This window comes from Streptomyces sp. NPDC087310, from assembly GCF_044744405.1.
Lineage (GTDB): Bacteria > Actinomycetota > Actinomycetes > Streptomycetales > Streptomycetaceae > Streptomyces.
In genome coordinates this window covers 662,230-688,388 of the sequence record NZ_JBIUYF010000006.1, presented here as the reverse complement: position 1 = coordinate 688,388, position 26,159 = coordinate 662,230, and the positions used below count along the sequence as shown (strand labels likewise).

At 73.1% G+C, this 26,159-nt stretch carries 25 protein-coding genes; 10 read left to right on the top strand and 15 right to left on the bottom strand.

Annotated elements, in window-relative coordinates:
• Positions 1-50 precede the first annotated feature (50 nt).
• Together ACIO3P_RS25865 and ACIO3P_RS25860 are read right to left on the bottom strand one after the other, a co-directional pair.
• Positions 51-1,019, bottom strand: a complete 969-nt coding sequence (locus ACIO3P_RS25865) for a M56 family metallopeptidase (protein ID WP_329825840.1) — start codon at positions 1,017-1,019, stop codon at positions 51-53.
• A gap of 4 nt (positions 1,020-1,023) precedes the next feature.
• Complete coding sequence (locus ACIO3P_RS25860; RefSeq protein WP_329825839.1) at positions 1,024-1,482, bottom strand: BlaI/MecI/CopY family transcriptional regulator; 459 nt, start codon at positions 1,480-1,482, stop codon at positions 1,024-1,026.
• Between the two features lie 221 nt (positions 1,483-1,703).
• Between ACIO3P_RS25860 and ACIO3P_RS25855 the strand changes: the two genes are divergently transcribed.
• Positions 1,704-2,279, top strand: coding sequence for a TerD family protein (locus ACIO3P_RS25855; RefSeq protein WP_399288762.1), 576 nt, complete (start codon positions 1,704-1,706; stop codon positions 2,277-2,279).
• A gap of 121 nt (positions 2,280-2,400) precedes the next feature.
• Here the strand turns inward: ACIO3P_RS25855 and ACIO3P_RS25850 are convergent, their stop codons facing one another.
• The 3 genes from ACIO3P_RS25850 to ACIO3P_RS25840 all read right to left on the bottom strand — a co-directional run bounded on the left by ACIO3P_RS25850 (position 2,401) and on the right by ACIO3P_RS25840 (position 4,901).
• Positions 2,401-3,696 carry a cation:proton antiporter gene (locus tag ACIO3P_RS25850; protein ID WP_401852545.1) on the bottom strand — a complete coding sequence of 432 codons (1,296 nt, stop codon included), beginning with the start codon at positions 3,694-3,696 and terminating at the stop codon, positions 2,401-2,403.
• Between the two features lie 7 nt (positions 3,697-3,703).
• On the bottom strand, positions 3,704-4,189 hold the full coding sequence (locus ACIO3P_RS25845) for a TrkA C-terminal domain-containing protein (protein WP_329825836.1): 486 nt from the start codon (positions 4,187-4,189) through the stop codon (positions 3,704-3,706).
• Positions 4,190-4,610: 421 nt separating this feature from the next.
• Positions 4,611-4,901 carry a DUF3040 domain-containing protein gene (locus ACIO3P_RS25840; protein WP_329825835.1) on the bottom strand — a complete coding sequence of 97 codons (291 nt, stop codon included), beginning with the start codon at positions 4,899-4,901 and terminating at the stop codon, positions 4,611-4,613.
• Between the two features lie 288 nt (positions 4,902-5,189).
• Between ACIO3P_RS25840 and ACIO3P_RS25835 the strand changes: the two genes are divergently transcribed.
• The 3 genes from ACIO3P_RS25835 to ACIO3P_RS25825 all read left to right on the top strand — a co-directional run bounded on the left by ACIO3P_RS25835 (position 5,190) and on the right by ACIO3P_RS25825 (position 7,868).
• On the top strand, positions 5,190-6,173 hold the full coding sequence (locus tag ACIO3P_RS25835) for a histidine kinase (protein ID WP_401852542.1): 984 nt from the start codon (positions 5,190-5,192) through the stop codon (positions 6,171-6,173).
• 2 nt (positions 6,174-6,175) lie between these two features.
• Entirely contained in the window at positions 6,176-6,835 is a 660-nt protein-coding gene (locus ACIO3P_RS25830; RefSeq protein WP_401790415.1) for a response regulator, read from the top strand.
• 127 nt (positions 6,836-6,962) lie between these two features.
• Positions 6,963-7,868 (top strand): ABC transporter substrate-binding protein, encoded by a 906-nt coding sequence (locus tag ACIO3P_RS25825; protein ID WP_329825832.1) that lies wholly within the window; start codon positions 6,963-6,965, stop codon positions 7,866-7,868.
• A 9-nt stretch (positions 7,869-7,877) separates the two neighbouring features.
• Here the strand turns inward: ACIO3P_RS25825 and ACIO3P_RS25820 are convergent, their stop codons facing one another.
• Both ACIO3P_RS25820 and ACIO3P_RS25815 read right to left on the bottom strand, forming a co-directional pair.
• Positions 7,878-8,732, bottom strand: coding sequence for a hypothetical protein (locus ACIO3P_RS25820; RefSeq protein ID WP_401852540.1), 855 nt, complete (start codon positions 8,730-8,732; stop codon positions 7,878-7,880).
• Between the two features lie 36 nt (positions 8,733-8,768).
• Positions 8,769-9,422: a GntR family transcriptional regulator gene (locus ACIO3P_RS25815; protein ID WP_329825830.1), complete on the bottom strand. Its 654-nt coding sequence runs from the start codon at positions 9,420-9,422 to the stop codon at positions 8,769-8,771.
• Between the two features lie 247 nt (positions 9,423-9,669).
• Between ACIO3P_RS25815 and ACIO3P_RS25810 the strand changes: the two genes are divergently transcribed.
• From ACIO3P_RS25810 to ACIO3P_RS25800, 3 genes are all read left to right on the top strand, one after another.
• On the top strand, positions 9,670-10,599 hold the full coding sequence (locus ACIO3P_RS25810) for an oxidoreductase (RefSeq protein ID WP_401852537.1): 930 nt from the start codon (positions 9,670-9,672) through the stop codon (positions 10,597-10,599).
• A gap of 289 nt (positions 10,600-10,888) precedes the next feature.
• Complete coding sequence (locus ACIO3P_RS25805; protein ID WP_401790407.1) at positions 10,889-11,383, top strand: NUDIX domain-containing protein; 495 nt, start codon at positions 10,889-10,891, stop codon at positions 11,381-11,383.
• A gap of 149 nt (positions 11,384-11,532) precedes the next feature.
• Entirely contained in the window at positions 11,533-12,372 is an 840-nt protein-coding gene (locus tag ACIO3P_RS25800) for a glycoside hydrolase family 75 protein (RefSeq protein ID WP_401852536.1), read from the top strand.
• Between the two features lie 76 nt (positions 12,373-12,448).
• On the opposite strand, the gene ACIO3P_RS25795 is transcribed toward ACIO3P_RS25800, so the two are convergent.
• Both ACIO3P_RS25795 and ACIO3P_RS25790 read right to left on the bottom strand, forming a co-directional pair.
• Positions 12,449-13,978 carry an amino acid permease gene (locus ACIO3P_RS25795; protein WP_329825826.1) on the bottom strand — a complete coding sequence of 510 codons (1,530 nt, stop codon included), beginning with the start codon at positions 13,976-13,978 and terminating at the stop codon, positions 12,449-12,451.
• Positions 13,979-14,080: 102 nt separating this feature from the next.
• Positions 14,081-15,088 carry a hypothetical protein gene (locus ACIO3P_RS25790; RefSeq protein ID WP_401852534.1) on the bottom strand — a complete coding sequence of 336 codons (1,008 nt, stop codon included), beginning with the start codon at positions 15,086-15,088 and terminating at the stop codon, positions 14,081-14,083.
• 1,295 nt (positions 15,089-16,383) lie between these two features.
• Between ACIO3P_RS25790 and ACIO3P_RS25785 the strand changes: the two genes are divergently transcribed.
• A complete protein-coding gene (locus ACIO3P_RS25785; protein WP_401852533.1) occupies positions 16,384-18,126 on the top strand; it encodes a TIGR03767 family metallophosphoesterase in 1,743 nt (580 codons plus the stop codon).
• A gap of 37 nt (positions 18,127-18,163) precedes the next feature.
• On the opposite strand, the gene ACIO3P_RS25780 is transcribed toward ACIO3P_RS25785, so the two are convergent.
• Together ACIO3P_RS25780 and ACIO3P_RS25775 are read right to left on the bottom strand one after the other, a co-directional pair.
• The gene (locus ACIO3P_RS25780; protein WP_401852531.1) at positions 18,164-18,742 is read right to left on the bottom strand and encodes a TetR family transcriptional regulator; all 579 of its coding nucleotides are present in this window, start codon (positions 18,740-18,742) and stop codon (positions 18,164-18,166) included.
• Positions 18,739-20,241 (bottom strand): MFS transporter, encoded by a 1,503-nt coding sequence (locus ACIO3P_RS25775; RefSeq protein WP_401852529.1) that lies wholly within the window; start codon positions 20,239-20,241, stop codon positions 18,739-18,741. Before ACIO3P_RS25775 ends, ACIO3P_RS25780 begins: the two co-directional genes overlap by 4 nt.
• Before the next feature lie 233 nt (positions 20,242-20,474).
• Here ACIO3P_RS25775 and ACIO3P_RS25770 point away from each other — a divergent pair, with 233 nt between their 5' ends.
• Complete coding sequence (locus ACIO3P_RS25770; RefSeq protein WP_401852526.1) at positions 20,475-21,731, top strand: DUF4032 domain-containing protein; 1,257 nt, start codon at positions 20,475-20,477, stop codon at positions 21,729-21,731.
• Positions 21,732-21,749: 18 nt separating this feature from the next.
• On the opposite strand, the gene ACIO3P_RS25765 is transcribed toward ACIO3P_RS25770, so the two are convergent.
• Genes ACIO3P_RS25765 through ACIO3P_RS25755 form a run of 3 tightly spaced genes read right to left on the bottom strand, consistent with a single transcriptional unit; the run spans position 21,750 to position 24,385 of the window.
• Positions 21,750-22,775, bottom strand: coding sequence for an NAD(P)/FAD-dependent oxidoreductase (locus ACIO3P_RS25765; protein WP_329825820.1), 1,026 nt, complete (start codon positions 22,773-22,775; stop codon positions 21,750-21,752).
• The gene (locus ACIO3P_RS25760; protein WP_401852523.1) at positions 22,772-23,296 is read right to left on the bottom strand and encodes an isoprenylcysteine carboxyl methyltransferase family protein; all 525 of its coding nucleotides are present in this window, start codon (positions 23,294-23,296) and stop codon (positions 22,772-22,774) included. Before ACIO3P_RS25760 ends, ACIO3P_RS25765 begins: the two co-directional genes overlap by 4 nt.
• A gap of 36 nt (positions 23,297-23,332) precedes the next feature.
• The gene (locus ACIO3P_RS25755) at positions 23,333-24,385 is read right to left on the bottom strand and encodes a type III polyketide synthase (protein ID WP_401852521.1); all 1,053 of its coding nucleotides are present in this window, start codon (positions 24,383-24,385) and stop codon (positions 23,333-23,335) included.
• A gap of 125 nt (positions 24,386-24,510) precedes the next feature.
• Between ACIO3P_RS25755 and ACIO3P_RS25750 the strand changes: the two genes are divergently transcribed.
• On the top strand, positions 24,511-25,383 hold the full coding sequence (locus ACIO3P_RS25750; protein ID WP_401852583.1) for a UbiA family prenyltransferase: 873 nt from the start codon (positions 24,511-24,513) through the stop codon (positions 25,381-25,383).
• A 34-nt stretch (positions 25,384-25,417) separates the two neighbouring features.
• On the opposite strand, the gene ACIO3P_RS25745 is transcribed toward ACIO3P_RS25750, so the two are convergent.
• Positions 25,418-26,119 (bottom strand): dienelactone hydrolase family protein, encoded by a 702-nt coding sequence (locus tag ACIO3P_RS25745; RefSeq protein ID WP_329825817.1) that lies wholly within the window; start codon positions 26,117-26,119, stop codon positions 25,418-25,420.
• Positions 26,120-26,159: the final 40 nt, after the last annotated feature.

Genomic DNA, 26,159 nt, shown 5'->3' with positions numbered 1-26,159 from the left:
CGTCGTGATCCTGGCCTCACGCCACCGAGCTGATCCGCGCCACCGGGCGGTCAGAAGGGGGTGGCCGCCTGGAGGACGAGGAAGAGCGTGACCATGGCGTTCGCCGAGGACAGGGCGGAGCCGACCGTTCCGGCCGCCGCGGCCCAGACGGCCAGCCCTACCGCGGTACGTACGGACGGCCAGTGGACGGCCGTCGGCGCGGGCCCCAGCAGCGCGGCCACCCGGCGCGGGACGGGTCCGGGGCTCGGCGCGGCGAACCCGGCCAGCGTCGGCGCCGGGGTGCCCCGGGAGACGAGCGCGGCCTTGCCGATGGCGCGGGCCACGACCGTGCGCTCGCCGGTCACCCGGGCGGCCTCCTCGTCCGCCCAGCGCTCGCTGGTGTAGGCGACGGCCGCACGCAGCGGGCGCAGCAGCGGATTGGCGCGGGCGGCCAGCCGTACCGTCAGCAGGAACCGGTGGTGCCGGCCCGCGAGATGGGCGCGTTCGTGGGCGATCAGGGCGTCCCGCTCCTGGTCGTCCAGGCAGGCGAGCATCCCCGTGGACACCACGATGCGCCCGGGTCCGGCCCCGGTGCGGGGAGCGCGGCCGGGCCCGGGGCCCGGGAGGGCGTAGGCGTACGGTGCCTCGTCGGCCAGGACGGCCAGCTCGCCGCCGGGCAGTCCGGCCAGGGCCTCCTGCGCGCGGCGGCGTACGCGCCGGTGGCGCCAGGCGGCGGTCACGCACCCCACGGCGACCGCGGCAAGCGCGACGATGGCCGCCTTGCCCGCGACCTCGTCGTACGGGACCGCCTCGCGGACCTCGGGGTCCGACCAGGCGTCGGGCAGCGGGTTGCCGGGGAGTTGCGCCGTACCGACGACCACCAGCAGGCCGAGGCAGAGCGTGCTGCACACCGCGAGGACGGCGGCGAGCGCGGAGAGCAGCCGGGTGGCGACCCGGGGGTGCAGATGGAGTTCGGCGAGGCGCGCGACGGGCAGCGCGGTCAGCGGCAGTACGAGCGGCAGAAAGACGAACACCCCCATCCCGTCAGCCCTCCGTCCCGCCCTGAGGAAAGCCGTCCCCGGGCAATCCGCCTTCGGGAAATCCGCCTTCGGCGAAGCCGTCCTCGGGGAGGGTGAGCAGATCGCGCAGCAGCCGTTCGTCGTCGGGCGAGAGCGCGGTGACGAAGCGGGCCAGGACGGCCTCGCGGTCCGTCTCGCCGTCGAGCACCTTGCGCATCCGCAGGGCGGCGAGCCCCGCCTCGTCCGAGGCCGCGCGCCACTCGAACGAGCGACCCGCGCGCTCCCTGGTGACCGCTCGTTTGGCCTGGAGGCGGGTCAGGATGGTCATCACCGTCGTGTACGCGAGGTCTCCGCCGAGCCGTTCCTGTACCCAGGCCGCCGTGACGGGCCCCGGCGCCTGCCGGAGCGCGGCGAGTACCTGCGCCTCCAGTTCGCCCTGGCCGCGCCGTCTGGGGCGCTCGTCAGGACTGCCGTGCACCGTCACCGTTGTCTCCCTCCGGCCGCGCGGACGCACCACGGGGCGAACGGACCATGCTACGGAGCCGGTGGGGTGCGGCGTCCGGCCGGGTGGGCCGGTACCGGGTCGCCACACCGGCCGTCGGACACCGGCCAGCAGAGCGGGCCGGATCTCACTCCCGTTCGCTTCTACACTCCTGTAGATTTTACTTCCGCATGACCGATTCGGCTCAGCTCAGGAGGAGCAGCGTGGGAGTTTCCCTGTCCAAAGGCGGCAATGTCTCGCTCAGCAAGGAGGCGCCGGGACTGACAGCGGTCCTGGTCGGCCTCGGCTGGGACGTACGGACGACGACCGGTACCGACTACGACCTCGACGCGAGCGCCCTGCTGTGTGACGAGTCCGGAAAAGTCTCCTCCGACCAGCACTTCATCTTCTACAACAACCTCAAGAGCCCGGACGGTTCCGTCGAGCACACCGGCGACAACCTGACCGGCGAGGGCGACGGCGACGACGAGACCGTCAAGGTGGACCTGGCCAATGTGCCGGCCCAGGTCTCGAAGATCGTCTTCCCGGTGTCGATCCATGACGCCGAGAACCGTGGCCAGAGCTTCGGCCAGGTGCGGAACGCGTACATCCGGGTGATCAACCAGGCGGGCGGCGCCGAGCTGGCCCGCTACGACCTGAGCGAGGACGCGGCCACGGAGACGGCCATGGTCTTCGGTGAGCTGTACCGCAACGGCGCGGAGTGGAAGTTCCGCGCGGTCGGCCAGGGGTACGCCTCGGGTCTCTCGGGCATCGCCGCGGACTTCGGCGTCGGGGTCTGACACCGGTGCCGGCCCCTGGCCGGCACCACCAGGACAGGGGCACAGGGCGCAGGGCGCGCGTCCTGTGCCCCGTTCGCCTTGCGGGGTCCTGGCCGGGGCGGCCCGACGGCGGGCCGGGCGGTCAGCTCTGGCTGGTCGCCGTGTCGTTCGCCTCGGGCACGGGCGGTTCGGCCCGTACGGACGGCTCGGCCCGGGCCGACGGCTCCGCCTGCGCGGACGGCTCGGTCTTCACGAGCGGTACGGGCGCGGCGACGGCCGGGGCCTTGGAGCCACCGGTGATCCGGCGGGCCAGCGGCTCCGTCCAGCGCGCGGCCAGCGGGCCGAGGATCACCAGGATGAGGACGTACGCGGTGGCCAGCGGGCCGATCCGCGGCTCCACCCCGACGGCCAGACCTGCGATGACGATGGAGAACTCACCGCGTGCCACGAGGGTGCCGCCGGTCCGCCAGCGGCCGGCCGTCCTGACCCCGGCGCGCTTCGCCGCGTACCAACCGGTGGCGATCTTCGTCAGGGTGGTGACGGTCGCCAGGAGGAGGGCGGGCACCAGGACCGGCGGGATGGCGGCCGGGTCGGTGTTCAGGCCGAAGAAGACGAAGAAGACGGCGGCGAACAGGTCGCGCAGCGGGGCCAGCAGGTTGTGCGCGCCCTCGGCGACCTCTCCGGAGAGCGCGATGCCGACCAGGAACGCGCCGACGGCGGCGGACACCTGGAGCTCCTGGGCGACCCCGGCGACGAGCACGGTGAGGCCGAGGACGACCAGCAGCAGCATCTCGGGGTTGTCGGAGGAGACCGCGCGGCTGATCAGCCGGCCGTGCCGCAGCGCCAGGTAGAGCACAGCGCCGACCGTGCCGAGCGAGATCAGCAGCGTCAGGCTGCCGCCCGCGAGGCTGAGCCCGGCGAGCAGGGCCGTGAGCAGCGGCAGGTAGACGGCCATGGCGAGGTCCTCGATGACGAGGACGCCGAGGATCACGGGGGTCTCGCGGTTGCCGAGGCGGCCGAGGTCGCCGAGGACCTTGGCGATCACTCCGGAGGAGGAGATCCAGGTGACGCCGGCCAGGGCCACCGCGGCGACCGGTCCCCAGCCCAGGATCAGCGCGGCGACGGCGCCCGGCACGGCGTTCAGGACGAAGTCCACGATGCCGGAGGGGTACTGCGTCTTGAGGTTGGAGACGAGTTCGGACGCGCTGTACTCCAGCCCCAGCAGGAGCAGCAGCAGGATCACGCCTATCTCGGCGCCGGTGGCGACGAACTCCTCACTCGCGTTGAGCGGGAGGAGTCCGCCGTGCCCGAAGGCGAGTCCGGCGAGCAGGTACAGGGGAATGGCGGAGAAGCCCACGCGGCCGGCGAGCCGGCCGAGTATCCCCAGAGCCAGGATGATGGCCCCGAGTTCGATGAGCAGTGCGGTGGTCTCGTGCACGGGCGCTTTATCCTCCGGTGATCAGTTCGGCGACGGCGTCCACGCCTTCCCGGGTGCCGACGACGACGAGCGTGTCCCCCAGGGCGAAGCGGAAGTCCGGGGTGGGCGAGGGGAAGGCGTCGGTGCGGCGCAGGACGGCGACGATGGAGGCGCCGGTGCGGCTGCGTACTTGGGTGGCGCCGAGCGTCCGGCCGACATAAGGGGAACGCTTGGTGACCGGGATGTGCTCGGTGACCAGGTCGATCTCGATGTGCTGGTGGAGATGGGCGACGGGGTCGGGCGTCAGGAGCTTGCAGAGCGCGGTCGCCTCGTGCGGGGCGAGGGTCGCGGCGTCCCGGCAGTTGTCGTCGTCCTCGGGGTCGTGGAAGGCCAGGATGCGGCGCCCGTCCTGGTGCACGACGACCGAGAGGTGCTTTCCCGCTTCCGTGTTGAGGTCGTAGCGGGTGCCGACCCCGGGCAGGGTGGTCTTGCTGACGTGAGCGGTGTGCTCCATAGGAAACGGCTCCATGCGGGCGTGGCGTGAGGGTGTGCGGGCATGCTGACCCCTGGTACGGCGACGGGGCACGACTGCGTCAGCCGTCCGCCACCGGACAGGGATTCTGCATCATGCGTCGCGAGGAAGCACCTGTAAGGGGACCCGCGACGCGACGGACACCGTGCCGGCCGACCGGCCGCGGCGGGCCGTCAGGGGTGCGCGTCTCATGGAACCGCCCCCTCCGCCCCCGCGAATTCGACCGACCGCCCAGCATCTCAAGTAATGGGCGCGCCAACGCTCAAGAGAGCGTTGGTCACCTGCGAACTATTTTAACGTAAAATAATTTGTGAGGTTTGTGGCCTATACAACGAAAAGAACCGCCGGAGACTCCGGCGGTTCGTCGTTCCCGGCGGCGCAAGCCCGCCGGGGCCGGGGAGGACTACCCGGGAGGCGGCCCGATGCCCTGCCTCACCCGGGCGCGGTCGGGGTCGAAGCGATGCGCGGCGATCCCCGCCAGTACCAGTCCTCCCGCGATGAGCAGCCCGTGGCCGAGGACGATACCGAGGGCCAGCCCGCCGAGTGCGACGGCCAGCGTCAGCCAGGCGGTGCCGTGCCGGTACTCGCGGGGGCGGCACGGGGTGCCGGCCTCCAGCGCGTGGAAGAACCGGGGGTCGTCGTGGCGCAGTTGCTCCGCCAGGTCACCGAGCCGTCGGTCCTCGTCCGTCGCCATGGTCCGCCTCCCCGCCGTCGTACCCGCTCCCGTGCCTGCCCCGAACCTGCCCCGTACGCGCTCCGCGCCTGCCCCGTACCCTCCGCCGCACCCTCCGTCGCACCCGCGTCGTCTCCCCGGACGGTGTCCCCCTACGATCGCCCGCCGTGGTCCTCCCCCGCCATCCGCATCGACACCCACATCGGGGGGTGCGCGACATGTAGACGCGTGGGGGGCCGGGGCGGTGGTCGGACCACTCCCCCGGCGCGGGTGATAGTGGGGACGTCACCTGCGAGGAGGCCATGCCCCGTGTCCCTGTTCTGGCGGATCTTTCTGCTCAACGCCGCGGTCCTGTTCGCGGCCACCGCCCTGCTGCTGCTCGGCCCCGTCACCGTGTCCGCCCCCGTCCTGCTGACGGAGGCCCTGATCATGGCCCTCGGGCTGGTGGCCATGCTCGTCGCCAACGCGGCGCTGCTGCGTGTGGGGCTCTCTCCGCTGCAACGGCTCACCCGGGCGATGACGACGACCGATCTGCTGCGCCCCGGCCGCCGGCCCGCGGTGTCGGGACACGGCGAGATCGCCGAGCTGATCATGACGTTCAACACCATGCTCGACCGGCTGGAGGCCGAGCGGGCGGCGAGCAGCGGACTCGCGCTCTCCGCTCAGGAGGCCGAACGCCGCAGGATCGCGCAGGAGTTGCACGACGAGGTCGGCCAGACCCTCACCGCCGTACTGCTCGAACTGAAGCGGGTCGCCGACGGGGCCCCCGCCCCGCTGCGCGCCGACCTGCTCCACGTGCAGGAGACGACGCGCGACAGCCTCGACGAGATCCGCCGGATCGCGCGCCGGCTGCGCCCCGGCGTCCTGGAGGAGCTGGGGCTGATCAGCGCGCTCAAGGCGCTGACCACCGAGATCACCACGCACACCGGGCTGACGGTCCGCCAGCGCTTCGACGGCGATCTGCCGGAGCTGGGCGAGGATGCCGAACTGGTCGTCTACCGGGTGGCGCAGGAAGGGCTGACCAACATCGTCCGCCACGCGGACGCGCGCCGGGTCGATATCGCGCTCCGGCGCACGCCCACCGGCGTGGAACTCCTCCTCGCGGACGACGGCCGGGGCGTCGGTACGGCGACCGAGGGCGCGGGGATCAGGGGCATGCGGGAACGGGCCCTGCTCATCGGGGCCGAGATCACCGTGGACCCCGGCCGGGGAGAAGAGCCGGGACAGCACGCGGGACGGGGCGGCGGAACCGGCGTACGCCTGCGTGTGCCGATCAGGAACGGGAGCAACTGACCATGGCCGAGACGACACCGACCCGCATCCTGCTCGCGGACGACCACGCGCTGGTCCGCCGCGGGGTCCGGCTGATCCTCGACAACGAACCGGACCTGACGGTCGTCGGCGAGGCCGGCGACGGGGCCGAGGCCATCGAACTGGCCCGCGCCGAACGCCCCGACCTGGTGATCCTGGACATCGCGATGCCCCGGCTGACCGGCCTTCAGGCGGCGCGCGAACTCTCCCGGATCCAGCCGGGGACCCGCATCCTCATGCTGACCATGTACGACAACGAGCAGTACTTCTTCGAGGCGTTGAAGGCCGGGGCGAGCGGCTACGTCCTCAAGTCCGTGGCGGACCGCGACCTGGTGGAGGCGTGCCGGGCGGCGATGCGCGACGAACCCTTCCTCTACCCGGGGGCGGTGACGGCCCTGATCCGTAACTACCTCGACCGGGTACGGCAGGGCGACAGCATCCCGGACAGCGCCGTCACCCCACGGGAGGAGGAGATCCTCAAGCTGGTGGCCGAGGGACACACCTCCAAGGAGATCGCCGGCCTGCTGCTCATCAGCGCCAAGACCGTGGAGCGCCACCGCGCCAACCTCCTCCAGAAGCTGGGGCTGCGCGACCGGCTGGAACTGACGCGGTACGCGATCCGGGCGGGTCTGATCGAGCCATAGGCTCTTTCCCGGGTGTGGAGTCCGCGCGCCCCCTGTTGGGCAGAGAGTTGAGGGGCGCCCCGTACGAACCCGCGCACGGATACGGCGCCCCGGACACCGCACCAACACGAGCGGAACGAGGCGAGGCATGAACCCGGGCAATGGCTGGGAGTTCACGGACGATCGCGGCCGGCTCACCGCGGCAACGGATCGTCCGACACGGGTGGTGGCCTACATACAGGCCGGCGCGACGCTGTGGGACCACGGAGTGCGCCCCCTGGGGATCTTCGGTTCCCACCATGACGGAGAGACGCAGGACCCGGCGAAGGCGGGCGAGCTGCCCCTCGCCGAGCTGCGCTCCTTCGGCGCGGGCAGCGCCTTCGACCTGGAGGGCGTCCACGCCGCGGGGGCGGACCTGGTGGTCGCCGTCGGGTACGGCACGGGACAGGTGTACGGCATCGACCCGGAGGCCGCCAAGCACCTGGAGGAGCAGATCCCGGTCGTCGTGATCGAGGTGGGGAAGGACCGTTCGCTCGACTCCATCAGGGACCGGTTCTCGGAGCTGGCGCGCTCGCTGCACGCGCCGCTGGAGCCCGCGGTGGCGGAGCTGGAGCGCGCGGAGGCGCGGCTGCGCGCACAGGCGGCGGGGCCCGTGCGCCCCCGGGTGCTGGCGCTCTCCGCGGCCGGGCCCGAGACGGCGTACCTGGCCCGCCCGGACACCTGGCCCGATCTGCGGGCGCTGACGGAGCTGGGCGTCGGCCTCATCGCGCCGGAGGAGGGCGGCGGGGCCAACTGGCGTACGGTCGAGTGGTCCGAGGCCGCCGCGCTGGCCCCGGACATCGTTCTCGCGGACGTACGCGCGAACGCGGCGCCGCGCGAGCTGCTTCAGGACAACGCGCACTGGCGGGCCATCGAGGAGCGGGCCCGGATCGTGGCGTGGAACCCGGAGACGCCGTCCAGCCACCGCGCGCACGCCCGCTCCCTCGACACCGTCACGGACGCCCTGGCGGCGGTCGGGGCGGACGCGGCGGACGGCGGGCAGGCACCGGAGTGACCGGGCGCCTCAGCCCTTGCCGAAGAGTTGCGCGGGGAAGGCGCCCGCGGCCACCGCGGTCCGGGTGAAGCCGTCGGCCAGCTCGGTGAGGCGCGCGGTGGCCGCCGCGCCGAGATGGTCGTACGGGGCGGCGTCGAGGCGGTCGGTGAGCGCCTCGGCCTCGCCGCGCAGAGCCGTCCCCTCCTCCGTGGGGTCCCCCGCCTCGTCCAGCAGACCGCGTTCGCGCAGCCCGTCCTGGGCGGCGGCCCACTGCTCCGACGACCATCCGCGGGTCTGCTTGAGCACGGCCGATGTCACCGCCTTGCCGGTGGCGTTGTGCAGGACCAGCGCCTCGATCCCGGAGAGGCCGGCCACCACCAGGGCGGCGAGGTGACCGTCGCCCCGGTGCTCGCGCAGGAGGGTCGCCGCGTGCCACAGGGCCAGGTGCGGCTCCTCGGGCACGGGACGGTCCGCGTTCGCGGCGTACAGCGGCCGTGCCTCGCGGCGACACGCCTCGGTGGCGCGCAGCGCCAGTTCGGCCGCCTCGGCCAGCTCCTTCGACGCGAGGGCCTCCTCCCCGAGCAGTCGCCGCAGCATCCGGTCCACGCCGCGCAGCCGCGCGGCGAGCACCGCCTCCGGCGTGGTGACCGTCCACGCGGCGGGTATGTGCCGGGCCACGTGGTCGTGGTTGAAGTTGTAGAACGTCGCCGTGACGGTGCCCGCGCCGACCGGCCCGAGCGGGGCCACGCGGCCCGCGAAGTAGGCCATGGCCCTGTGCTCCAGCCCGAGGGCGGCGAACTCCTCCGCCACCTCCGGTGCGAAGTACATGGCCGAGTGCAGGGGGTTGACGGCGCCGTGGCAGCGACGGCCCGGGGTGATCTCCATGGGGGTCTCCTGAATTCGTCTGAGGTGCCGCGGGGTTCAGTCCCCGCGTACGGTCAGGTTCCGGGCGGTGTGCAGGACGTGCTGGGCGAGCAGGTCCGTGGCGCGTTCGGCGTCCCGGTTCAGGGCGGCTTCCTCCAGAGCGGCGTGCTCCTTCACGCCGTCCCGCTCCGGGACGAGGGCGCCGGACCAGCGCCGGGCCAGCTCGCTCGCCGTCCACAGACGGTCGAAGCCGTCCAGGAGGACCGGGTTGCCGCAGCCTTCCAGCAGCGCGCGGTGGAATTGGCGGTGCGCCTCGGACCACTCGTCGGAGACGTACGTGCCCCCCGGCTCCCGGAACGGCGTGCGCGCGAGGTGGTGATGAGTGGCCCGGACGCGTACCTCCCAGTCGACGCCGCCCCGTTCGACGGACAGCCGGAGCATCGCCGGTTCGGTCACGGCACGTGCCTCCGCGATCTGCTGCCAGCGCCCGGCGTCGACCGCCGGGACCGCGAACCCCCGGTTCGGCAGCCGGGCCGCCAGGCCCTCGCCCACCAGGCGGAGCAGGGTCTCGCGGGCGACGGCGAGGCTGACCTTCTCCGCGCTCGCCAGCTCCTGCGGCTTGAGCGGCTCCTCCGGAACGAACACCCCGTGCAGGATGGCCGCGCGCAGCGTGGCGTAGAGCCGCTCCGAGGGTGATCCGTGTTCCGCCATGGGCCGACCCTAACAGATAATCGATTATCGATGGAATAATCGATTTCCAGCCACGGCGAGGGCCACTCGCCGCGTCCACACGCCCCGGCCGTCCCGGTGTCGGAGGCCCCCGTCACCCGCGCCCGAGGGTCACCGTCGACCGAGGGCTCGGTCACCGTCGTCCGAACGCGTCACGTCTGAGCGCCGACAGCCGCTCCGGGGTGCGCCCTCCGTGCATCTGTTCCATTCCCTGGAGTAAGAAGGAGGCATGCGAGCCTGGAGCACGGACGACATCCCCGACCTGACCGGCACCAGCGCGGTCGTCACCGGCGCCAACAGCGGGATCGGGGCGGCGGTCTCGCTCGCCCTGGCCCGGGCCGGCGCGCTGACCGTGCTGGCCTGCCGCAGTCCGGAGCGGGGCGCACGCGCGGTGGCGACGGTACGGGCGGCGGTCCCCGGCGCCGAGCTCCGCCTCGTCCGGCTCGATCTCGCCGATCTCGCGTCCGTGCGCGAGGCGGCGGAGACCCTGGCGCGGACCGTGGACGGTCAGCTCGATCTGCTGGTCAACAACGCCGGGGTGATGGCGCTGCCGCTGCGCCACACCGCCGACGGCTTCGAGATGCAGTTCGGCACCAACCATCTGGGGCACTTCGCCCTGACCGGCCTGCTGCTGCCGGTGCTGGGGGCGTCGGGGCCGTCCCGGGTGGTCTCGGTCTCCTCGCTCGCGCACCGGATCGGCGGGATCGACTTCGGCAATCTGGCCGGGGAGCGCGGGTACCGCAAGTGGCCCGCGTACGGACAGGCCAAGCTCGCCAATCTGCTGTTCACGGCCGAGTTGGAGCGCAGGGCGCGGCGCGCCGGGCGTGACCTCCACGCGCTGGCGGCCCATCCCGGGCTCTCCGCGACGGAACTCGGCCAGGCGGGGCCCGTCATGGCGGGCAAGCCGCTGGCCGCGAAGGCGGAGCGGCTCACCCGTCTGTTCACCCAGCCCGCTTCGGCCGGCGCGCTCCCGGTACTGCGGTCGGCCACCGATCCCGCCGCGCGGGGCGGGGAGTACTACGGCCCGCGCGGGCCACTGGAGGTACGGGGCGCCCCGGGGATCGCGCGGTCCTCGTCCCGGGCGCGGGACGAGGCGACGGCCGGGAGGCTGTGGGAGGTGTCGGCCCGGCTGACCGGCGTGACGCCGGACTTCGGCTGATCCGGGGCCGGGAAGGCGAGGAGGAGGGGGCCGTCCCGTAGCACCGACCGCCTGTTCCTCCCCGCCGGACGCGGCCCGCACCGCCCCCGTACAGCGCAACCGTTCATACGATCGGACCGATGGGGTCATCCGAGGACCGGGGCGCCCTCCTCCGTACCGCCGGACCCTCCTTTACCGCGTCACGCCGGGGAAACGCGGGCGACACGCCCGAGCCATCCGCGCCGCCGCGTGCGCTCTCGGCATGGTGTTCGCATGGCGACCCGGTTTGCGGGTGCACAGACTTGACGGCATGTCGGGCAAACGAAGCGCGGGACTGCTGCTGCACCGGGTCACGGACTCCGGTGCCGCCGTGCTTCTCGGACACATGGGCGGGCCGTTCTGGTCCGGCCGTGAGGACGCCGCCTGGTCGATCCCCAAGGGGGAGTACGAGGCCGACGAGGCGCCCGAGGCGGCGGCGCGCCGGGAGTTCCGGGAGGAGCTGGGGCTGCCGGTGCCCGAGGGGCCCTGGATCCCGCTCGGCGAGTCCCGGCAGCGGGGTGGCAAGACGGTCACCGTCTGGGCCGTCGAGGGAGATCTCGACCCGGACCTGGCCGTGCCCGGCACCTTCACCATGGAATGGCCCCGGGGCTCCGGCGTGCTGCGGGACTTCCCCGAGCTGGACCGTTTCGCCTGGTTCTCCCTGGCGGACGCCGTACAGCCGCTGGTGGCAGGCCAGCGTGTCTTCCTCGACCGGCTGCGCCGGTACATAGCCGACGGCCGTCCCCCGTCCCGGCCCGGTGGCTGAGACGCGTCCCCGGGCGGGCCACCGGGCCCGTGCCGGCAACGAGCCCCCCGCGGCCCCACGGTGTGCCACGCCCCGCCGGTGAGCCTTCACCGCACGCGCCACCGCCCCTCCCCCGCCCTCCCCGGACATCCAGGAAAGGGAACTTCTCCGTGCACCCACGCACGCATGTCTTCCTCACCGCCGGCACCGCCCTGCTGGCCGCCGCGGTGGTCCCCGCCACGGTGCTGCCCGCCCTCGCCGTACCCACGGGCCCGCTCCCCGCCCCGCCGCCCACCGCCGAACCGTCGTCCGCCGCCTTCCCGTCCGCCGCCTTCCCGTCCACCGCGCCGTCCACCGCGCCGTCGGGCGCCCCGTCCGCCGCGCGGGCGCCCGTGCGGCAGGGCGCGGCCGGGCCTCCCGCCGAGGGCACGGCCAGTGCGGCGGCGCTGCTCGCCCGGGCCGGGGAGTGCGACCGGATCTCGGACGGGCTCTACCGCACCCGCGACGACACGCCGCCCACCGTCGCCGTCTGCGACACGAAGGGCGCGGTGTTCTGGAAGGCCGACATGGACATCGACTGCGACGGCCAGCTCACGGCGCGGTGCAACCACGAGGCGGACCCGTACTACCAGGAGCAGACCGCCTTCACCCAGAGCGACGGCCGGCATCTCAACGCGGAGAAGCTGCCGTACATCGTCGTACCGATGACGAGTTCGATCTGGGACCACTCCTCGTCGGGGATCCACGGCGGGTCCGTCGCGGCCGTCATCCACGCCAACAAGGTGCAGTACGCCGTCGTCGGGGACATCGGGCCGCCCGGGATCATCGGAGAGGCGTCGCACGCGGCGGCGCGCGGTCTCGGCATCCTGACCGACCCGGCCGGGGGCGGGGTCCCCTCCGGGGTCACGTACATCGTCTTCAAGCACTCCCAGGTCTCCCCACTTGAGGACCACGACGCCGCCGTACGGCTCGGCAACGAGCTGGCGAACAAGTTCCTCAGGGAGAACTGAGAACAGCAGGAAGGGGGTGGTGGTGTGCGGGCCGGAGCCCGTCGCACACCACCACCCCCGGAGGGATGTCCCTCGGTCAGACGATGCCCTCGGAGATCTCGGACTGCTCGCGGGCGTTGCCGTACGCCTGCGGGGTGCTGTACGAGCCGCGGGCGATGTACCACCAGACGGTCGCCAGTACCAGGACGACGGCGAGCGCGATCACCGCGTAGTTCATGGAGTCGACGGTCACCGGGTTGCTCTGGGGCAGGCAGAAGAGCACGGTGACCAGGGCCACCCACACCACGGCGATCCAGCCGATGGGCCTGCTCCAGCGGCCCAGGGTCCAGGGGCCCGGCTCGAAACGGTCCTTGGCGCGCAGCTTCAGGAAGATCGGGATGGCGTAGGCGGGCGTGATGCCGATGACGTTGATGGCCGTCACCGCGCCGTACGCGGTCGCGGAGTACAGGGAGGGCACGGCGAGCACACCGGCGACGATGACCGACAGCCAGACGGCGGGCACGGGCGTCTGCGTACGGCTGCTGACGCGCCGCCACAGCGCGGAGCCCGGGAGCGCGTTGTCGCGGCTGAACGCGAACACCATCCGGCTGGCCGCCGCGACCTCCGCGTTGCCGCAGAAGAGCTGCGCGACGATGACGAGCAGGAGCAGCGCCGTCGCGCCGCTGGTGCCGAGGGCGTCGATGAGGATCTGCGCGGGCGGCACGCCGGTGGCGCTGTTCTGGGCGCCGGCGTAGTCCTGGATCGCGAAGGTGAGACCGGCCAGCAGGGCGAACCCGGCGATCCAGGAGACCCAGATGGCCCGGACGATGCCGCGCGCCGCCGTGACGGACGCGTTCGAGGTCTCCTCCGAGAGGTGGGCGGAGGCGTCGTAGCCGCAGAAGGTGTACTGGGCGAGCAGCAGGCCGATGGCCGCGACGTAGAGCGGGTTCTGCCAGCCGGTGTCGTTCACGAACTCGGTGAAGACGAACGAGGGCGACTGGTGGCTGTCCGGAACGATGGCGAGGGCGCCGACGATGACGGCGACACCGGCCAGGTGCCACCACACACTGATGGAGTTGAGCACACTGACCAGCCTGACGCCGAAGAGGTTCAGCACGGCGTGCAGGAAGAGGATGCAGAGGAATATGACGAAGGTCCAGCCGGGTGTGGGGCTGAACCCGAACTGGAGATTGAGGAAGGCCCCGGTGAACAGCGCGGCGCCGTAGTCGATTCCGGCGATCGCGCCGAGCAGTCCGAGCAGGTTGAGCCAGCCGGTGTACCAGCCCCACTTGCGTCCGCCGAGCCGGTCGGCCATGTAGTAGAGGGCGCCCGAGGTCGGGTACGCGCTGGTGACCTCGGCCAGCGCCATGCCGACGCAGAGCACGAAGAGTCCGACGCCCGCCCAGCCCCAGAGCATCACGGCCGGACCGCCGGTGCCCATGCCGAAGCCGTAGAGCGTCATGCAGCCGGACAGGATGGATATGACGGAGAAGCTGATGGCGAAGTTGCCGAAGCCGCCCATACGCCGGGCGAGCACCGGCTGATAGCCCAGCTCACGCAGCCGCTTCTCTTCGTCCACCGGTGGCGCGGGCTCGGTCTTCGACCAGGTCGGCGGGGAAACGGACATGGAACTACCTCCGGAACGGAACACACGAACGGGGACGGGAACAGAGCGGACGGAGGGGGACGGCCGCGGGGAGAGAGGGTGATGAGCGGTACGGGGCGTGGCTCAGCCGGACGGGCCCTTGCGGGGCTCGCGTACGGCGCTGAGACAGCGGCTCCGGGCCCGCAGGAACACGTCCTCGGCCTCGGCGGGGTCGCCGGGTCTGCGCGTACGGTACGCCCAGGGTAGTGAGACGTAGTACGGGCCGAGCGCCTCGAACACCCGGGCCGCCTCGCCGAATTGGAGGGCGCCCCACAGGGCGTGCGCGAGGTGGTTGAGGTCGAGCAGGGACACCTCGGCCAGGACGGCGCGGTCGAACCAGAGGTTCAGGGCCCGCAGCGCGTCGCGGGTGGCGTCCTCGGTGACCCAGTGCAGGTCGAGGGCCTTCTCATGGCCGTTGTCGCGGCGGTAGCGCTCCGTCCTGACGAACAGCGGCATGGCGTGCAGCGGCGAGCCCTCGGGGGCGGAGGAGGCGGCCCACTGGACGAAGTTGACCGCTTCCGAGAGGGAGCCGTCGGTCCGCCGCGCGTACACGAACTGCAGCATCCGGTGGTACGCCTCGCGGTTGTACGGGTCGCGCTTGTCCACCTCGGCCAGCAGGGCCCAGGGGCCGGGGAACAGCATCGGCCCGGGGGGCGGCAGCCGGTGCTCCTCCAGCCGCTGCTTGGTGTCGAGTTGGGACAGCGCCAGCAGACACACCCAGGGCACCGGATCGTCGGGGGCCAGCCGGGCGGCGGTGCCGCACGCCTCCCACGCCTGCTGCCACAGCTCCTGGGTGCGCGCGTGGCCCTCGCGGTGGGCGCGTACGGCGCGTTCGACCAGGACACGGGTGTGCATGACGGTCGCGGCGACGCTGCCCGGCTCCTCGCTCCGCCACGCCTGTACGGCGTCGGATCCGGCGGCCACGGCGGCCAGCACCTGGGTCCGCTGGGTCCACAGGGACCAGTCGCGGGTCTCGGCAAGGAGGTTGCGCATCGAGACCCAGCGTCCGGTGCGCAACTCCTGCACGGCCGCGCGCAGCTCGTTGTCGTGGCCGGCCGGATGGTAGACGGGTCGAAAGTTCTCACTCGCCATCAGTGGTGCTCCGTCCGCCGGTTGGGCTCCGTCCGTGCGCAGGGGAACTGGGGGGCGGGCTGGAGGGCGGAAGGGGCTAGCACCGGCTCTCCACCCCGGTCCCTGGTGGTCCTGGGACCCGGAGATGGCGGGAGGTGCCGTGGTCCAGGAGACCGCCGAAGAGGCTCCCGGATGAATGGATGGTCGACATAGATCCTCAAGGACAGTGGGGGGTGAAACGTTCCGGCTGGGTCATGCGAAGGCGTGGTCGTACCGCGCCCACCGGCCGGGCGAGCTGATCGAGCGCACCCTGCCGCTGCGGCGATCAGTGTAGGGGCTCGGTCCGGCCCTTCGAACACTTTGCTGATCTTTCGCAACTCTCCGTTGATCAAGCGAGGTTACGCCTGTGTCCCACCGGGGCTGTTCCGCTCACGTATGACGGTGACGTAACGGGAGCACCACGGCACAGCCGGTACGGATCGGTCCGCACCGGGAGCCTCCGGTCCCGCCGAGCCCGCTCTCCCACTCTGACCTGCACCGCAGTGATCTGTGCCACGCCAGGCGCGGGCTTGGCGTCCACCGCCCGGCCGGTGTGTGTCCCACGGCGCGGAGGGGGTGTTCGTCCGCGCAGGGCGAACAGGCCACGCCGTCGGCGTCGAACTGTGACCCAACCGGAATCTGTGCGGGGACTCCGGACACGGGAAGGGCCGGCGGGCCGCCGCTCCCCCGCCTCCGACCTGGGACGACCGTTCCCGGCCCCGGCATTGCAGGCGCACACGACGGCACATGCCTCCGGCCTCCTCACCGACGCCGCGCGGGGCCGTGTACAGAACGAGGCCACGTACACAGGGCCGCGTAACAGGAAAGGGGGTCGCGTGCGAAAAAAGGGGGGGACGTGCGGAAAAAAAGGGGGCCGCGTGCGGAGAAGGGGGCGGCCCCACCGGCGAGGGGGTGCGCCGGTGGGGCCGGGAAGGCTCATGCGGCCGAGGGGGAAGGGCCGTGAGCTTGGCTCGATGATGCGTGTGCCCGCTCCCGCGCCACGTATGCGTCCGACGCGGGCCAGGTTTTCCGGCCCCGGTGTCCGTGCGCCGCTCCGCCCCCTTCCCCGCGCGGTGAACGGTGAGTGACCTCTTCCGGTCCTGCGGCCGAGGGTACGGCGACGCTTCGCCGCCGCGGTGATCCCTGTGCGGAGATGGGTGTCGGACGTTGGAACGTCGTTCACGCGCAGGCCACGCCCGATGTCAAGCATCAAAGGGCAGCCAGGGGGCCGTCCCCCGGCGCGCTCGCTGACGCGCTCGTACTCGGGAGACCGGACCATGACACGCATACGCTCCGCAGTCACCGCCGTCGACCGCCGTTCCTTCCTCACCGCGACCGGAGCCGTCGGTGTGTCGGCGGGGATCGGGCTGGCCCTCGGCGCCGGCGGCAGTTCGGGGGAGGCATCCGCCGCGTCCTCCGTACCGGGTCCCCGTGGCCCGGTGGCCCCGACGGCCACGGTGGCCCCGGTCCGTACCCCCACCGTGCCCGCCCGTACGACCCTGGACACGGTCGCCGCGCCGCGCGACACGGCCGCGGCCTTCCGCCGGCTCGGCGACGGTCCGGGGTGGCGTCGGGTCGTACGGGAGCAGCTCGCGGCCCCGCGGGCCGGGCGCGCCGGGCGGCGTACCGTCCTCACCTCCTTCGTACAGCTCACCGATCTGCATCTGGTCGATGTCCAGCACCCCGTGCGCACCGAGTACCTGCGCTCGCAGCAGCTCTCGGGGTGGCGCCCGCAGGAGGCGCTGACGGTGCCGGGCGCGGTGGCCCTGATCGAGCAGATCAACGCGCTCAGGAACGGCCCCGCCACGGGGGCGCCGCTCTCCTTCGCCGTGACGACCGGCGACAACACCGACAACAACTCGCACGCGGAACTCGACTGGTTCCTCACGGTGATGAGCGGGGGCCGTATCTCCCCCAACACCGGCGACCCGCGCCGCTACGAGGGGGTGCAGAACTCCGGCGAACGGCTCTTCTGGCACCCCGAGGACGCCCTGCGTGACACCGACAAGCGGCTCGGCTACCCCCGTATCGACGGATTCCTCGACGCCGCGATCGGCTCGGTGAACAGCCCGGGGCTGCGGATCCCGTGGTACTCGACCGTCGGCAACCACGACGGTCTGGCGAGCGGCGCGATGGCCGACCCGAGCGGATATCTCGCGGAGTTCGCCGTCGGAGCGAAGAAGCTGTACGGCATCCCGGACGCCGAGGCCAAGGAGATGCTGAAGCTGCTCTCCAAGGGCGGCGACCCCTCCGGCGCCAAGCTGATCGATCTGCTGCAGCGTTCGAAGCGGCGGATGCGCACCATCACGCCCGACCCGGGGCGGGCGCCGTTCGGTCCGCGCGACTATCTGAAGGCGCACCTCGATCCGGCGCGTGCCGGGGCCGGTCCGGCCGGGCACGGCTACACGGCGGCGAACCTCGACGGCGACAAGCTGTACTACACGTTCCCGATGGGCGAGAACGTCACCGGGATCAGCCTCGACACCACCGACCGGGGCGGGCACTTCACGGGCTCGCTCAACACCGCCCAGTTCACCTGGCTGAAGCGGACGCTCAAGGAGTACAAGGACAGTTACGTCGTGGTGTTCAGCCACCACAACAGTTGGACGATGACCAACACCCACCCCGACCCGGCGCACCCCGGCGAGGCGCGCCACAGCGGCGACGAGGTGCTGGAGCTGCTCGGGCGCAGTCCGCAGGTGCTGGCCTGGGTGAACGGGCACAGCCACCGCAACGCGGTCGCGCCGCGCGACGGCTTCTGGGAGATCTCCACGGCGTCGCACATCGACTTCCCGCAGCTCGCCCGGGTCATCGAGATCGCGGACAACAAGGACGGCACGCTGTCGCTGTTCACCACCCTGATCGAGTCGTCCGCGCCGCACCGCACCGACTTCGCGGACCTCTCGCAGACCGGGCTCGCGGCGCTCTACCGGGAGCTGTCGCACAACGCGCCGGGCTCCACCACGGCTCCGGCGGGCACCTCGACGGACCGCAACACCGAGCTGCTGCTGACCCGCTGACGCCGCGGGGCCACCGGTCCCCCGCGCCGGTCGCCGGTCAGCCGTCGATCAGGCGCTGGATTGCGGGGGCGTACAGGTCGGCGATCGCCTCCGGGGTGGCGTGGGTGACGGCGCCGGTGCGGTAGAGGCTCTGTACGGCGCCGAGGCCGAGAAGCTGTCCGGCGACCAGCTCGGCGCGCAGGGCGCGGTCACGGCCGGTCAGGAGTGCGGCGAGGCGCTGGGTGATCTGCTGGTCGAAGCGTTCCCGCAGCAGGGTGCGCTCGTCATCGTCGCCCAGCGAGAACACCACGCGCAGCAGCAGGTCCCCCTGCTGCTCACGGCGGCTGCGTACCAGTGTCAGGACGAGATGGCGGCCGAGCGTGTCCAGGGGCGCGGCGAAGAGCCGGTCGGCGGCGGGGCCGAAATCCGCGACCGTGTTGAACAGCCCTTCCTTGGTGCTGAAGTGCTTGACGATCAGGGAGGCGCTGACGCCCGCGTCGGCGGCGATGCCCCGCAGGGTCACCTCCGCGTACGGGCGGAAGGCGAACGCGCGGCGCGCGGCGCGCAGGATCGCGTCCCGGCCCGTCCCGGTGTCGGGGACCGCGGCTGCCGGCGCGTCCGTCGTCCGCCCGTTCATGTGCCCTCCTGGGCCAGCGACTTCGCGGGGTCGGTGCCGACAGTACCGGTGGTCCTCCCCGGCCGGCGCGGCAGACACAGGGTGACGGCCAGCGCGAGCAGCGCGGCGGTACCGGCGAGTACGAAGATCAGCAGGTAGGCGCCGAGGGTGGGGGCGGTGCGCCCGCCGGCCTCGAAGGTCATATGGGCGAGTACGGCGGCGACGGCGGCGCTGCAGAATGCCTGGCCGACCGAGCGCATCAGGGTGTTGAGGCCGTTGGCCGCCCCGGTCTCGCCGACGGGCACCCCGCGCATCACCAGCGCGGGCAGGGCCGAGTAGGCGATCGCGGTGCCCGCGGCGACGACGGTGGCGCCGAGGATGATCGTCCAGAGCCGGTGGCTGGTGAAGAAGCGCACGCCGTAGCCGACGGCGAGGATGCCGGAGGCGAGCGCCAGGGTGGTCCTCGGGCCGTACGTGGTGGAGATCCGCGCGGAGACGGGCGACAGCGCGACCATCGACAGACCTCCGGGGAGCAGACAGAGCCCGCTGACGACGATCGAGGCGCCGAGGCCGTACCCGGTGGCCTTGGGTTCCTGCACCATCTGCGCGGTGGACAGGGAGTTGGCGTAGAAGGCGAAGCCGATCAGCAGGGCCGCGATGTTGGTCAGCAGTACGGCGGGGCGCGCGGAGACCCGCAGATCGACCATGGGTGAGGTGACGCGCAGCTCGTGGCGGCCCCAGACGAGCCCGATCACCACGGCGAGGAGCAGCAGTCCGAGCGTACGGACCGATGTCCAGCCCCAGTCGCCGCCCTGGGTGACCGCCAGCAACAGGCTGACCAGGGCGGCGGACAGGCCGAGCGCGCCCAGGGCGTCGAACCGGCCGTGCGAGCGGCGCGGCGATTCCGGTACGCAGAGCAGGACGAGCGCGATGTCGAGGAGCCCGAGCGCGGCGGACGCCCAGAACATGGTGTGCCAGTCGTAGTGCTCGACGACCAGTGCGGCGACGGGCAGCCCGACGGCCGCGCCGATGCCCAGGGTCGAGCTCATCAGCGCGACGGAGGACAGGACGCGCTCGGGCGCCAGTTCGTCGCGCATGATGCTGATGCCCAGCGGTACGACGGCGAGCGCGGCGCCCTGGAGGGCCCGTCCCGCGATCAGTACGCCGATGTGGGAGCTGACGGCGCAGAGCACGGACCCGGCGGCGAGCACGCCGAGGGAGGCGATGAGGACGCGGCGCTTGCCGTACATGTCGCCGACCCGTCCGAGTACGGGGGTGCAGATGGCGCCGGTGAGCAGGGTGACGGTGACCAGCCAGCTCGCGGCGGTCGGGGTGGCGCCGGTGAGCGCGGGGATGTGCGGGAGCAGGGGGACGACGAGGGTCTGCATGACGGCGACGACCACCCCGCAGAACGCCAGGACGGCGACGAGGAACCGGGGGTGCGGGGCCTCCGCGGCCGGCTCGGTGGGCGGATCGGCCGGTGGCCCGGCGGGGTCGGTCACGGGTATCGCTTCGGACATCTCGCTCCGTACGGTGGGAGACCGACAAGGGTGCACAAGCGTTCACCCCCAGGGTAAACACATGTGCACCCCTCCGTCGCACCGAAGACGTACAGACGTTCCCCTCGTCCTGCCTCCGGGTGACACAATCCGACCCGGCACACTGTCCTCGGCGGCCGGGGAGCCGGTGCCCGGCCCGACGACCGCCCGAACGACCGCCCGACGACCGCTCGACGACCGCCGTGGGAGGCACGATGGCGCTCCAGATCAGCGCGACCAATCCGGAGCAGCCGGCCGTACTCCTGGACCTGCCCTGGAACATCCCGCTCGACGAGTGGCCCGACGCCTGCCTGGTCGCGCTCCCGCGCGGCATCTCGCGCCATGTGGTCCGCTTCGCGTCGGCGGGCCCCGAGGTCGTGGCGGTCAAGGAGATATCCGAGCGGGGCGCGGTGCGCGAGTTCGGGCTGCTGCGCGATCTGCACCGGCTCGGGATCCCCGCCGTGGACCCGGTGGCGGTGGTGACCGGCCGGGTGGGCGCGGACGGCGCGCCGCTGGAGCCGACGCTGATCACCCGCCACCTCAAGGGCTCGCTGCCCTACCGCTCGATGTTCGAGTCGACGATGCGCCCGACCACCGTCAAGCGGCTGATGGACGCGCTGGCCGTGCTGCTCGTACGCCTGCATCTCGCCGGGTTCGCCTGGGGCGACTGCTCACTGTCCAACGCGCTCTTCCGGCGGGACGCCGGGGCGTACGCCGCCTATCTGGTCGACGCCGAGACCGGTCAGCTCCAGCAGAACCTCAGCCGGGGCCAGCGCGAGTACGACATCGAGCTGGCCCGGGTCAACATCGCCGGCGAGCTGATGGACCTGGAGGCGTCGGGCGCGCTGCACCCCTCCGTCGACCCCGTGCCGTTCGGTACGGCGATCGTGCGGCGGTACGAGGACCTGTGGCACGAGGTGACACGCGAGTCGGTGTATCCGGTGGACAAGCGCCACTACATCGACCGGCGGATCCGGCGCCTCAACGATCTCGGGTTCGACGTCGCGGAGATGCAGATCGAGCGCTCCCCGCAGGGCGACACCGTCACGTTCCTGCCGAAGGTCGTGGACGCGGGCCACCACCAGCGCCAGCTCCTGCGGCTGACCGGTCTCGACGCCGAGGAGAACCAGGCGCGGCGGCTGCTCAACGACCTGGAGAGCTGGATGGCGGGCGAGGACGACTACGCCCCGGGCGATCCGCTGGGGGCCAGGCCCGAGGTGCTGGCGCACCGCTGGGTGCGTGATGTGTTCCGGCCGACGGTACGGGCCGTACCGCGGGAGCTGCGCGGCGAGATGGACGCGGCGCAGATCTACCACGAGGTGCTGGAGCACCGCTGGTACCTGTCGGAGGCGGCCGGGCGCGATATCGGCCTGGAGGCGACGATCGAGGACTATCTCGCGCATGTGCTGCCCCACGCGGTGGCCGCGCTGGCCCCGCCGGTGACGGATCCGTCGGCCGACCTGTCCCCCTGAACCGCGGGCGCGGGGCGGTCACTGGAGGGCGCGCACCACCGCCCTGAAGAGCGCCGGGGCCCGCGCCGCCGCGGGGACCAGCAGCCGGGCGCCCGCCGGACGGCCCGCGACCCGCAGCAGCCCCTCCGTCAGCAGCCGGTGGCGGCGGGTCAGCGCGCGCCACTGCCCCTCGTACGCCTGCGGCCGCCCCGCCCGCAGACAGCGCACCGCCGCCCGCGCCGACGCCAGCGCGAGCGCGATGCCCTCGCCGGTGAGCGCGTCGACATAGCCGGCCGCGTCCCCCACGAGCAGCACCCGCCCCGCCGTCCTGTGGCGTACGCGGCGGCGCAGCGGGCCCGCGCCGCGTACGGCTCCGGCGGGCGCGCCCGCGAGCCGGGCCCGCAGGTCGGGGAAGGCGGCGAGATGGTCGTCGTAACCGCGCCGCACCGTGCTCAGCACGGCCACCCCCACCAGATCACCGGCCACCGGTGTCACATACGCCTCGCCGTCCTCGCCCGTCGCCGACCAGTGCACCTCGACGAAGTCCGTCCACGGCGCGACGCGGTAGTGGCGCCGCTGCCCGTAGCGCCGGGGCCCCCGGCCGGGCAGCTCCAGGCCGAGGCCGCTGCGTACCGGTGAGTGCAGCCCGTCCGCGGCCACCAGCCAGCGCGCCCGCAGCCCGCCCGCGGTCACCCCGTCGGCGCTCTGCCCGATGTCCCCGACCCGGCCGGTGACGGTGCGTACGCCGGTCTCCTCGGCCCGCCGCGCGAGCGCCGCGTGCAGGGCGGTGCGGCGTACGCCGAGGCCGGGGCCCGCGTCGAAGGCGGCCTCGGCGCGGTGCGCGCCGTGGACGTACCGGATCCCGCGCAGGGCGTGGCCGCCCGGCCCTTCGAGGCCCAGCTCCGCCAGCGCGCGCACCCCTGCGGGCATCACGCCCTCGCCGCACGCCTTGTCGACCGGGGTGGGGCGCGGCTCGATCACCACCGTTTCCAGACCGGCCAGGGCGGCGTGCACGGCGGTGGCGAGTCCGGCCGGGCCGCCGCCCGCCACCAGCAGGTCGATCACGGCAGGGCCCCGGCCTCGGCCCTGCGCAGCGCGCCGTTCTCGCACCGTATCCGGACCGTCAGCAGACCGGCGTTGAGCACGGTGAACACCAGCGCGGTCAGCCAGGCGCCGTGCACCAGGGGCAGCGCGACGCCTTCGGCCACGACCGCCACGTAGTTGGGGTGGCGCAGCAGCCGGTACGGGCCGCCCGTCACCAGGGGCAGCCCCGGCACGACCAGGACACGGGTGTTCCAGCGCGGTCCCAGGGTCCGGATGCACCACCAGCGCAGCGCCTGCGCGGCGACCACGACCGCGAGCATCGTCCAGCCGGGCACGGGCGTGAACGGCCGGTCAGCGAGAGCCACTTCGGCGAGGCAGCCGAACAGCAGGCCGGTGTGGAGGACGACCATGGGCGGATAGTGGCCACGCCCCCGCTCGACGGCGCCGCGCGCCAGGCTCCAGCGGGCGTTGCGGCGGGCGACGGCCAGTTCGGCGACGCGCTCCGCGCCGACGGCCAGGACGAGCACGGTGTACCAGATCATCTCTTCCCCTGCCTCTCTGTCCTCGTGGCACCGCGGCTACCAGCGGAGCAGGACCAGCTCGGAGCAGAATCCGGGCCCCATCGCGAGCAGCAGCCCCGCCGTACCGGCCGGTGGCGGGCGCTGCGCCAGGGTGTCGCGCAGGACGTGCAGGACCGAGGACGAGGAGAGGTTGCCCACGGCGGCCAGCGAGCGCCAGGTGAGGTCGAGGGCGCCGGGCGGCAGGGCGAGGACCTCCTCGATCGCCTCCAGGACCTTCGGCCCGCCGGGGTGGCACACCCAGGCGGTGATGTCCTCGCGCCCCAGCCCGTGGCCGGCGAGGAAGCCGTCCACGTCCTCGGCGAGATTCTTGCGTACGACGTCCGGAACGCTCGCGTCCAGCACGATCCGGAAGCCGGAGCCGGTGATGTCCCAGCCCATCACATGTTCGGTGCCCGGGTAGAGATGGCTGCGGGTGGAGACGACGGCGGGGCCCGTGGCGCGGCGCCGGGCGCCGCAGGCGACGACGGCCGCCGCGCCGTCGCCGAAGAGCCCGGAGGCGACGAGGTTGGCCGTGGAGGGGTCGTCCCGCTGGAAGGTGAGGGAGCACAGCTCGACCGAGAGGAGCACGGCGATGTCGTCGGGGTGGCCCAGCAGGTAGTCGTGCAGCCGGGCGATCCCGGCCGCTCCCGCGACACAGCCGAGGCCGAACACCGGCACCCTCTTGACGTCGGGGCGCAGCCCGAGCCGCCCCACCAGGCGCGCGTCCACGGAGGGCGCGGCGATGCCGGTGACGGACGTGAACATCAGCAGGTCGACATCGCGCGGGGAGAACCCCGCGGCGTCCAGCGCGCCGGCGACCGCCTCGGCGCCCAGCGGGACGGCCGTCTCGATGAAGACGTCGTTGGCCGCGCCGAAGTCTTCGAGGGCGCCGTACCGGTCGAGCGGCAGGGCCGTATGACGGGTGGTCACGCGGGCGCCGCGGTGCAGCCGGTCGAGCACCCGGCGGTCGGCCCCCGCGGGCAGACAGCTCTTGGCGACGGTGTCCGTGAGGTCGGGCTGGCTGTGCTGATGGGGAGCCAGGGCTCCGTGGACGGCTGCGATGCGGGTCATCTGCGGTCCGGGGTCGGAGGGCGACTGACGTGCAATCCCTGCCCCCGCACCGCCGCGCCACACGCGAAGTCGCCTGTACGGCCCCCCGCCGGCGGGACGGTCGGCCCTACGATGGGCCCGTGGACGTGAGGGACGAATCGGGCATCGTGGTCGGTGGCCAGCTCGGCGGGGTGCCGGAGCGGTGGCCGCGCTCCGCGGGCGCGCTGCTGAGGGCGTGTCACCCGGGGCCGACGGCCGTGGTGACGCTGCTGGTGGCCGGGCTCGCGGTGGCCGCCGGGCAGGACGGTCCCGGCTGTGTCCTAGTGACCGCCGCCGTGCTGGCGGGGCAGCTCTCCATCGGCTGGAGCAACGACGCGGTCGACGCGGTACGGGACGGCGCGGCGGGGCGGACGGCCAAGCCCGTGGCGGGCGGGGCGGTGACCGCGCGCACCGTACGGGGCGCCGCGCTGGTCGCGCTGGCCCTGTGCGTACCGCTCTCGCTGCTGTACGGGGCGCTCGCCGGGGTGGTGCATCTGGTGGGCGTGGCGGCGGGCTGGGCGTACAACCTGGGGGTGAAGGCGACGGCGGCGTCCTGGCTGCCGTACGCGATCGGGTTCGCCTCGCTGCCCGCGTTCGTGACGCTCGGTCTGCCGGGACGGCCGCCGCCCGCCTGGTGGGTGGTGGCCGCGGCGGCGCTGGTGGGGGTCGGGGCGCATCTCGGCAATGTCCTGCCGGACATCGCGGACGACCTGGCGGCGGGGGTGCGCGGCTGGCCGCAGCGGCTGGGCCCGGCGGCCGTACGGCTGCTGCTGCCGGCCCCGCTGGTGGCGGCCACGGCGCTGCTGGCGCTGGGCGGCCCCGGTGCGGCGGGGGTGCTCGCCCTGGCGGTGGCGCTGGTCACGGCGGCGGGCGGGGCGCTGCTGGGGCGTCACCGGCCGAGGGCGCCGTTCCTGGCCGCCGTGCTCGTCGCGGTGGTCGATGTGGCGCTGCTGCTGTGGCGGGGGACGGCGCTCGCCTGAAGCGCCGCCGTCCCCCCGCTCCCCCGCCCGCGTGTCAGGCGGAGCCGAGCCGGGCGCCGAGGAAGGCGAGCGTACGGTCCCACGCCCGGCCGGCCGCCTCGGCGTGGTACGCCTCGGGGCGGCCGTCGTTGAAGAAGGCGTGGCCGGCCCCCTCGTAGACGTGGAAGACCGGGACGATGCCGGACTGCGCCTCGATGGTCTCCTTCAGCTCGGCGAGTGTGTCGACCGGCACGCTGTCGTCCCGCTCGCCGTAGTGGCCGAGGATCTCCGCCTTGAGCCCGGAGAAGTCCGGCACGCCGTCCTTGTTGACGCCGTAGAACGGCACGGCGGCGGAGACGCGCGGGTCCGCGGCGGCGAGGCTGAGGACGAAGCCGCCGCCCATGCAGAAGCCGACGGTGCCGACCGTGCCGCCCTCCGTCTCGGGGCGCTCCAGCAGGTAGCCGACCGCTCCGGAGAGCAGTTCGACGCCCCGCGCGGTGGGCAGTTCGATCATCATCCGCAGGGCTTCGTCGGAGTCGTGGGCGACCTGGCCGCCGTACAGGTCGGGGGCGAGCGCGACATAGCCGGCCTGCGCGAAGCGGTCGGCGATGTCCTTGATGTGGGCGGTCAGGCCCCACCACTCCTGGATGACGATGATGCCGGGGCCGTGTCCGGCGGGCGGTACGGCGAGATAGCCGTACGCGGTGGTCCCGGCGCTCGGGAAGGAGACGTTCTGGAGGGTCGGCTCGGTCGGCATGACGGTGCTCCCAGCAGGCTGTAGGTCGGTGGTGTCGGGT

What these genes read in the sequence shown, in the direction of transcription:
- ACIO3P_RS25815 (WP_329825830.1), bottom strand. Translation starts at nt 9,422, where the DNA reads ATGGCGGAACACGGATCACCCTCGGAGCGGCTCTACGCCACGCTGCGC.
- ACIO3P_RS25745 (WP_329825817.1), bottom strand. Translation starts at nt 26,119, where the DNA reads ATGCCGACCGAGCCGACCCTCCAGAACGTCTCCTTCCCGAGCGCCGGG.
- ACIO3P_RS25775 (WP_401852529.1), bottom strand. Translation starts at nt 20,241, where the DNA reads ATGTCCGAAGCGATACCCGTGACCGACCCCGCCGGGCCACCGGCCGAT.
- ACIO3P_RS25840 (WP_329825835.1), bottom strand. Translation starts at nt 4,901, where the DNA reads ATGGCGACGGACGAGGACCGACGGCTCGGTGACCTGGCGGAGCAACTG.
- ACIO3P_RS25755 (WP_401852521.1), bottom strand. Translation starts at nt 24,385, where the DNA reads ATGACCCGCATCGCAGCCGTCCACGGAGCCCTGGCTCCCCATCAGCAC.
- ACIO3P_RS25805 (WP_401790407.1), top strand. Translation starts at nt 10,889, where the DNA reads ATGTCGGGCAAACGAAGCGCGGGACTGCTGCTGCACCGGGTCACGGAC.
- ACIO3P_RS25780 (WP_401852531.1), bottom strand. Translation starts at nt 18,742, where the DNA reads ATGAACGGGCGGACGACGGACGCGCCGGCAGCCGCGGTCCCCGACACC.
- ACIO3P_RS25785 (WP_401852533.1), top strand. Translation starts at nt 16,384, where the DNA reads ATGACACGCATACGCTCCGCAGTCACCGCCGTCGACCGCCGTTCCTTC.
- ACIO3P_RS25825 (WP_329825832.1), top strand. Translation starts at nt 6,963, where the DNA reads ATGAACCCGGGCAATGGCTGGGAGTTCACGGACGATCGCGGCCGGCTC.
- ACIO3P_RS25845 (WP_329825836.1), bottom strand. Translation starts at nt 4,189, where the DNA reads ATGGAGCACACCGCTCACGTCAGCAAGACCACCCTGCCCGGGGTCGGC.
- ACIO3P_RS25820 (WP_401852540.1), bottom strand. Translation starts at nt 8,732, where the DNA reads ATGGAGATCACCCCGGGCCGTCGCTGCCACGGCGCCGTCAACCCCCTG.
- ACIO3P_RS25865 (WP_329825840.1), bottom strand. Translation starts at nt 1,019, where the DNA reads ATGGGGGTGTTCGTCTTTCTGCCGCTCGTACTGCCGCTGACCGCGCTG.
- ACIO3P_RS25760 (WP_401852523.1), bottom strand. Translation starts at nt 23,296, where the DNA reads ATGATCTGGTACACCGTGCTCGTCCTGGCCGTCGGCGCGGAGCGCGTC.
- ACIO3P_RS25810 (WP_401852537.1), top strand. Translation starts at nt 9,670, where the DNA reads ATGCGAGCCTGGAGCACGGACGACATCCCCGACCTGACCGGCACCAGC.
- ACIO3P_RS25795 (WP_329825826.1), bottom strand. Translation starts at nt 13,978, where the DNA reads ATGTCCGTTTCCCCGCCGACCTGGTCGAAGACCGAGCCCGCGCCACCG.
- ACIO3P_RS25830 (WP_401790415.1), top strand. Translation starts at nt 6,176, where the DNA reads ATGGCCGAGACGACACCGACCCGCATCCTGCTCGCGGACGACCACGCG.
- ACIO3P_RS25790 (WP_401852534.1), bottom strand. Translation starts at nt 15,088, where the DNA reads ATGGCGAGTGAGAACTTTCGACCCGTCTACCATCCGGCCGGCCACGAC.
- ACIO3P_RS25770 (WP_401852526.1), top strand. Translation starts at nt 20,475, where the DNA reads ATGGCGCTCCAGATCAGCGCGACCAATCCGGAGCAGCCGGCCGTACTC.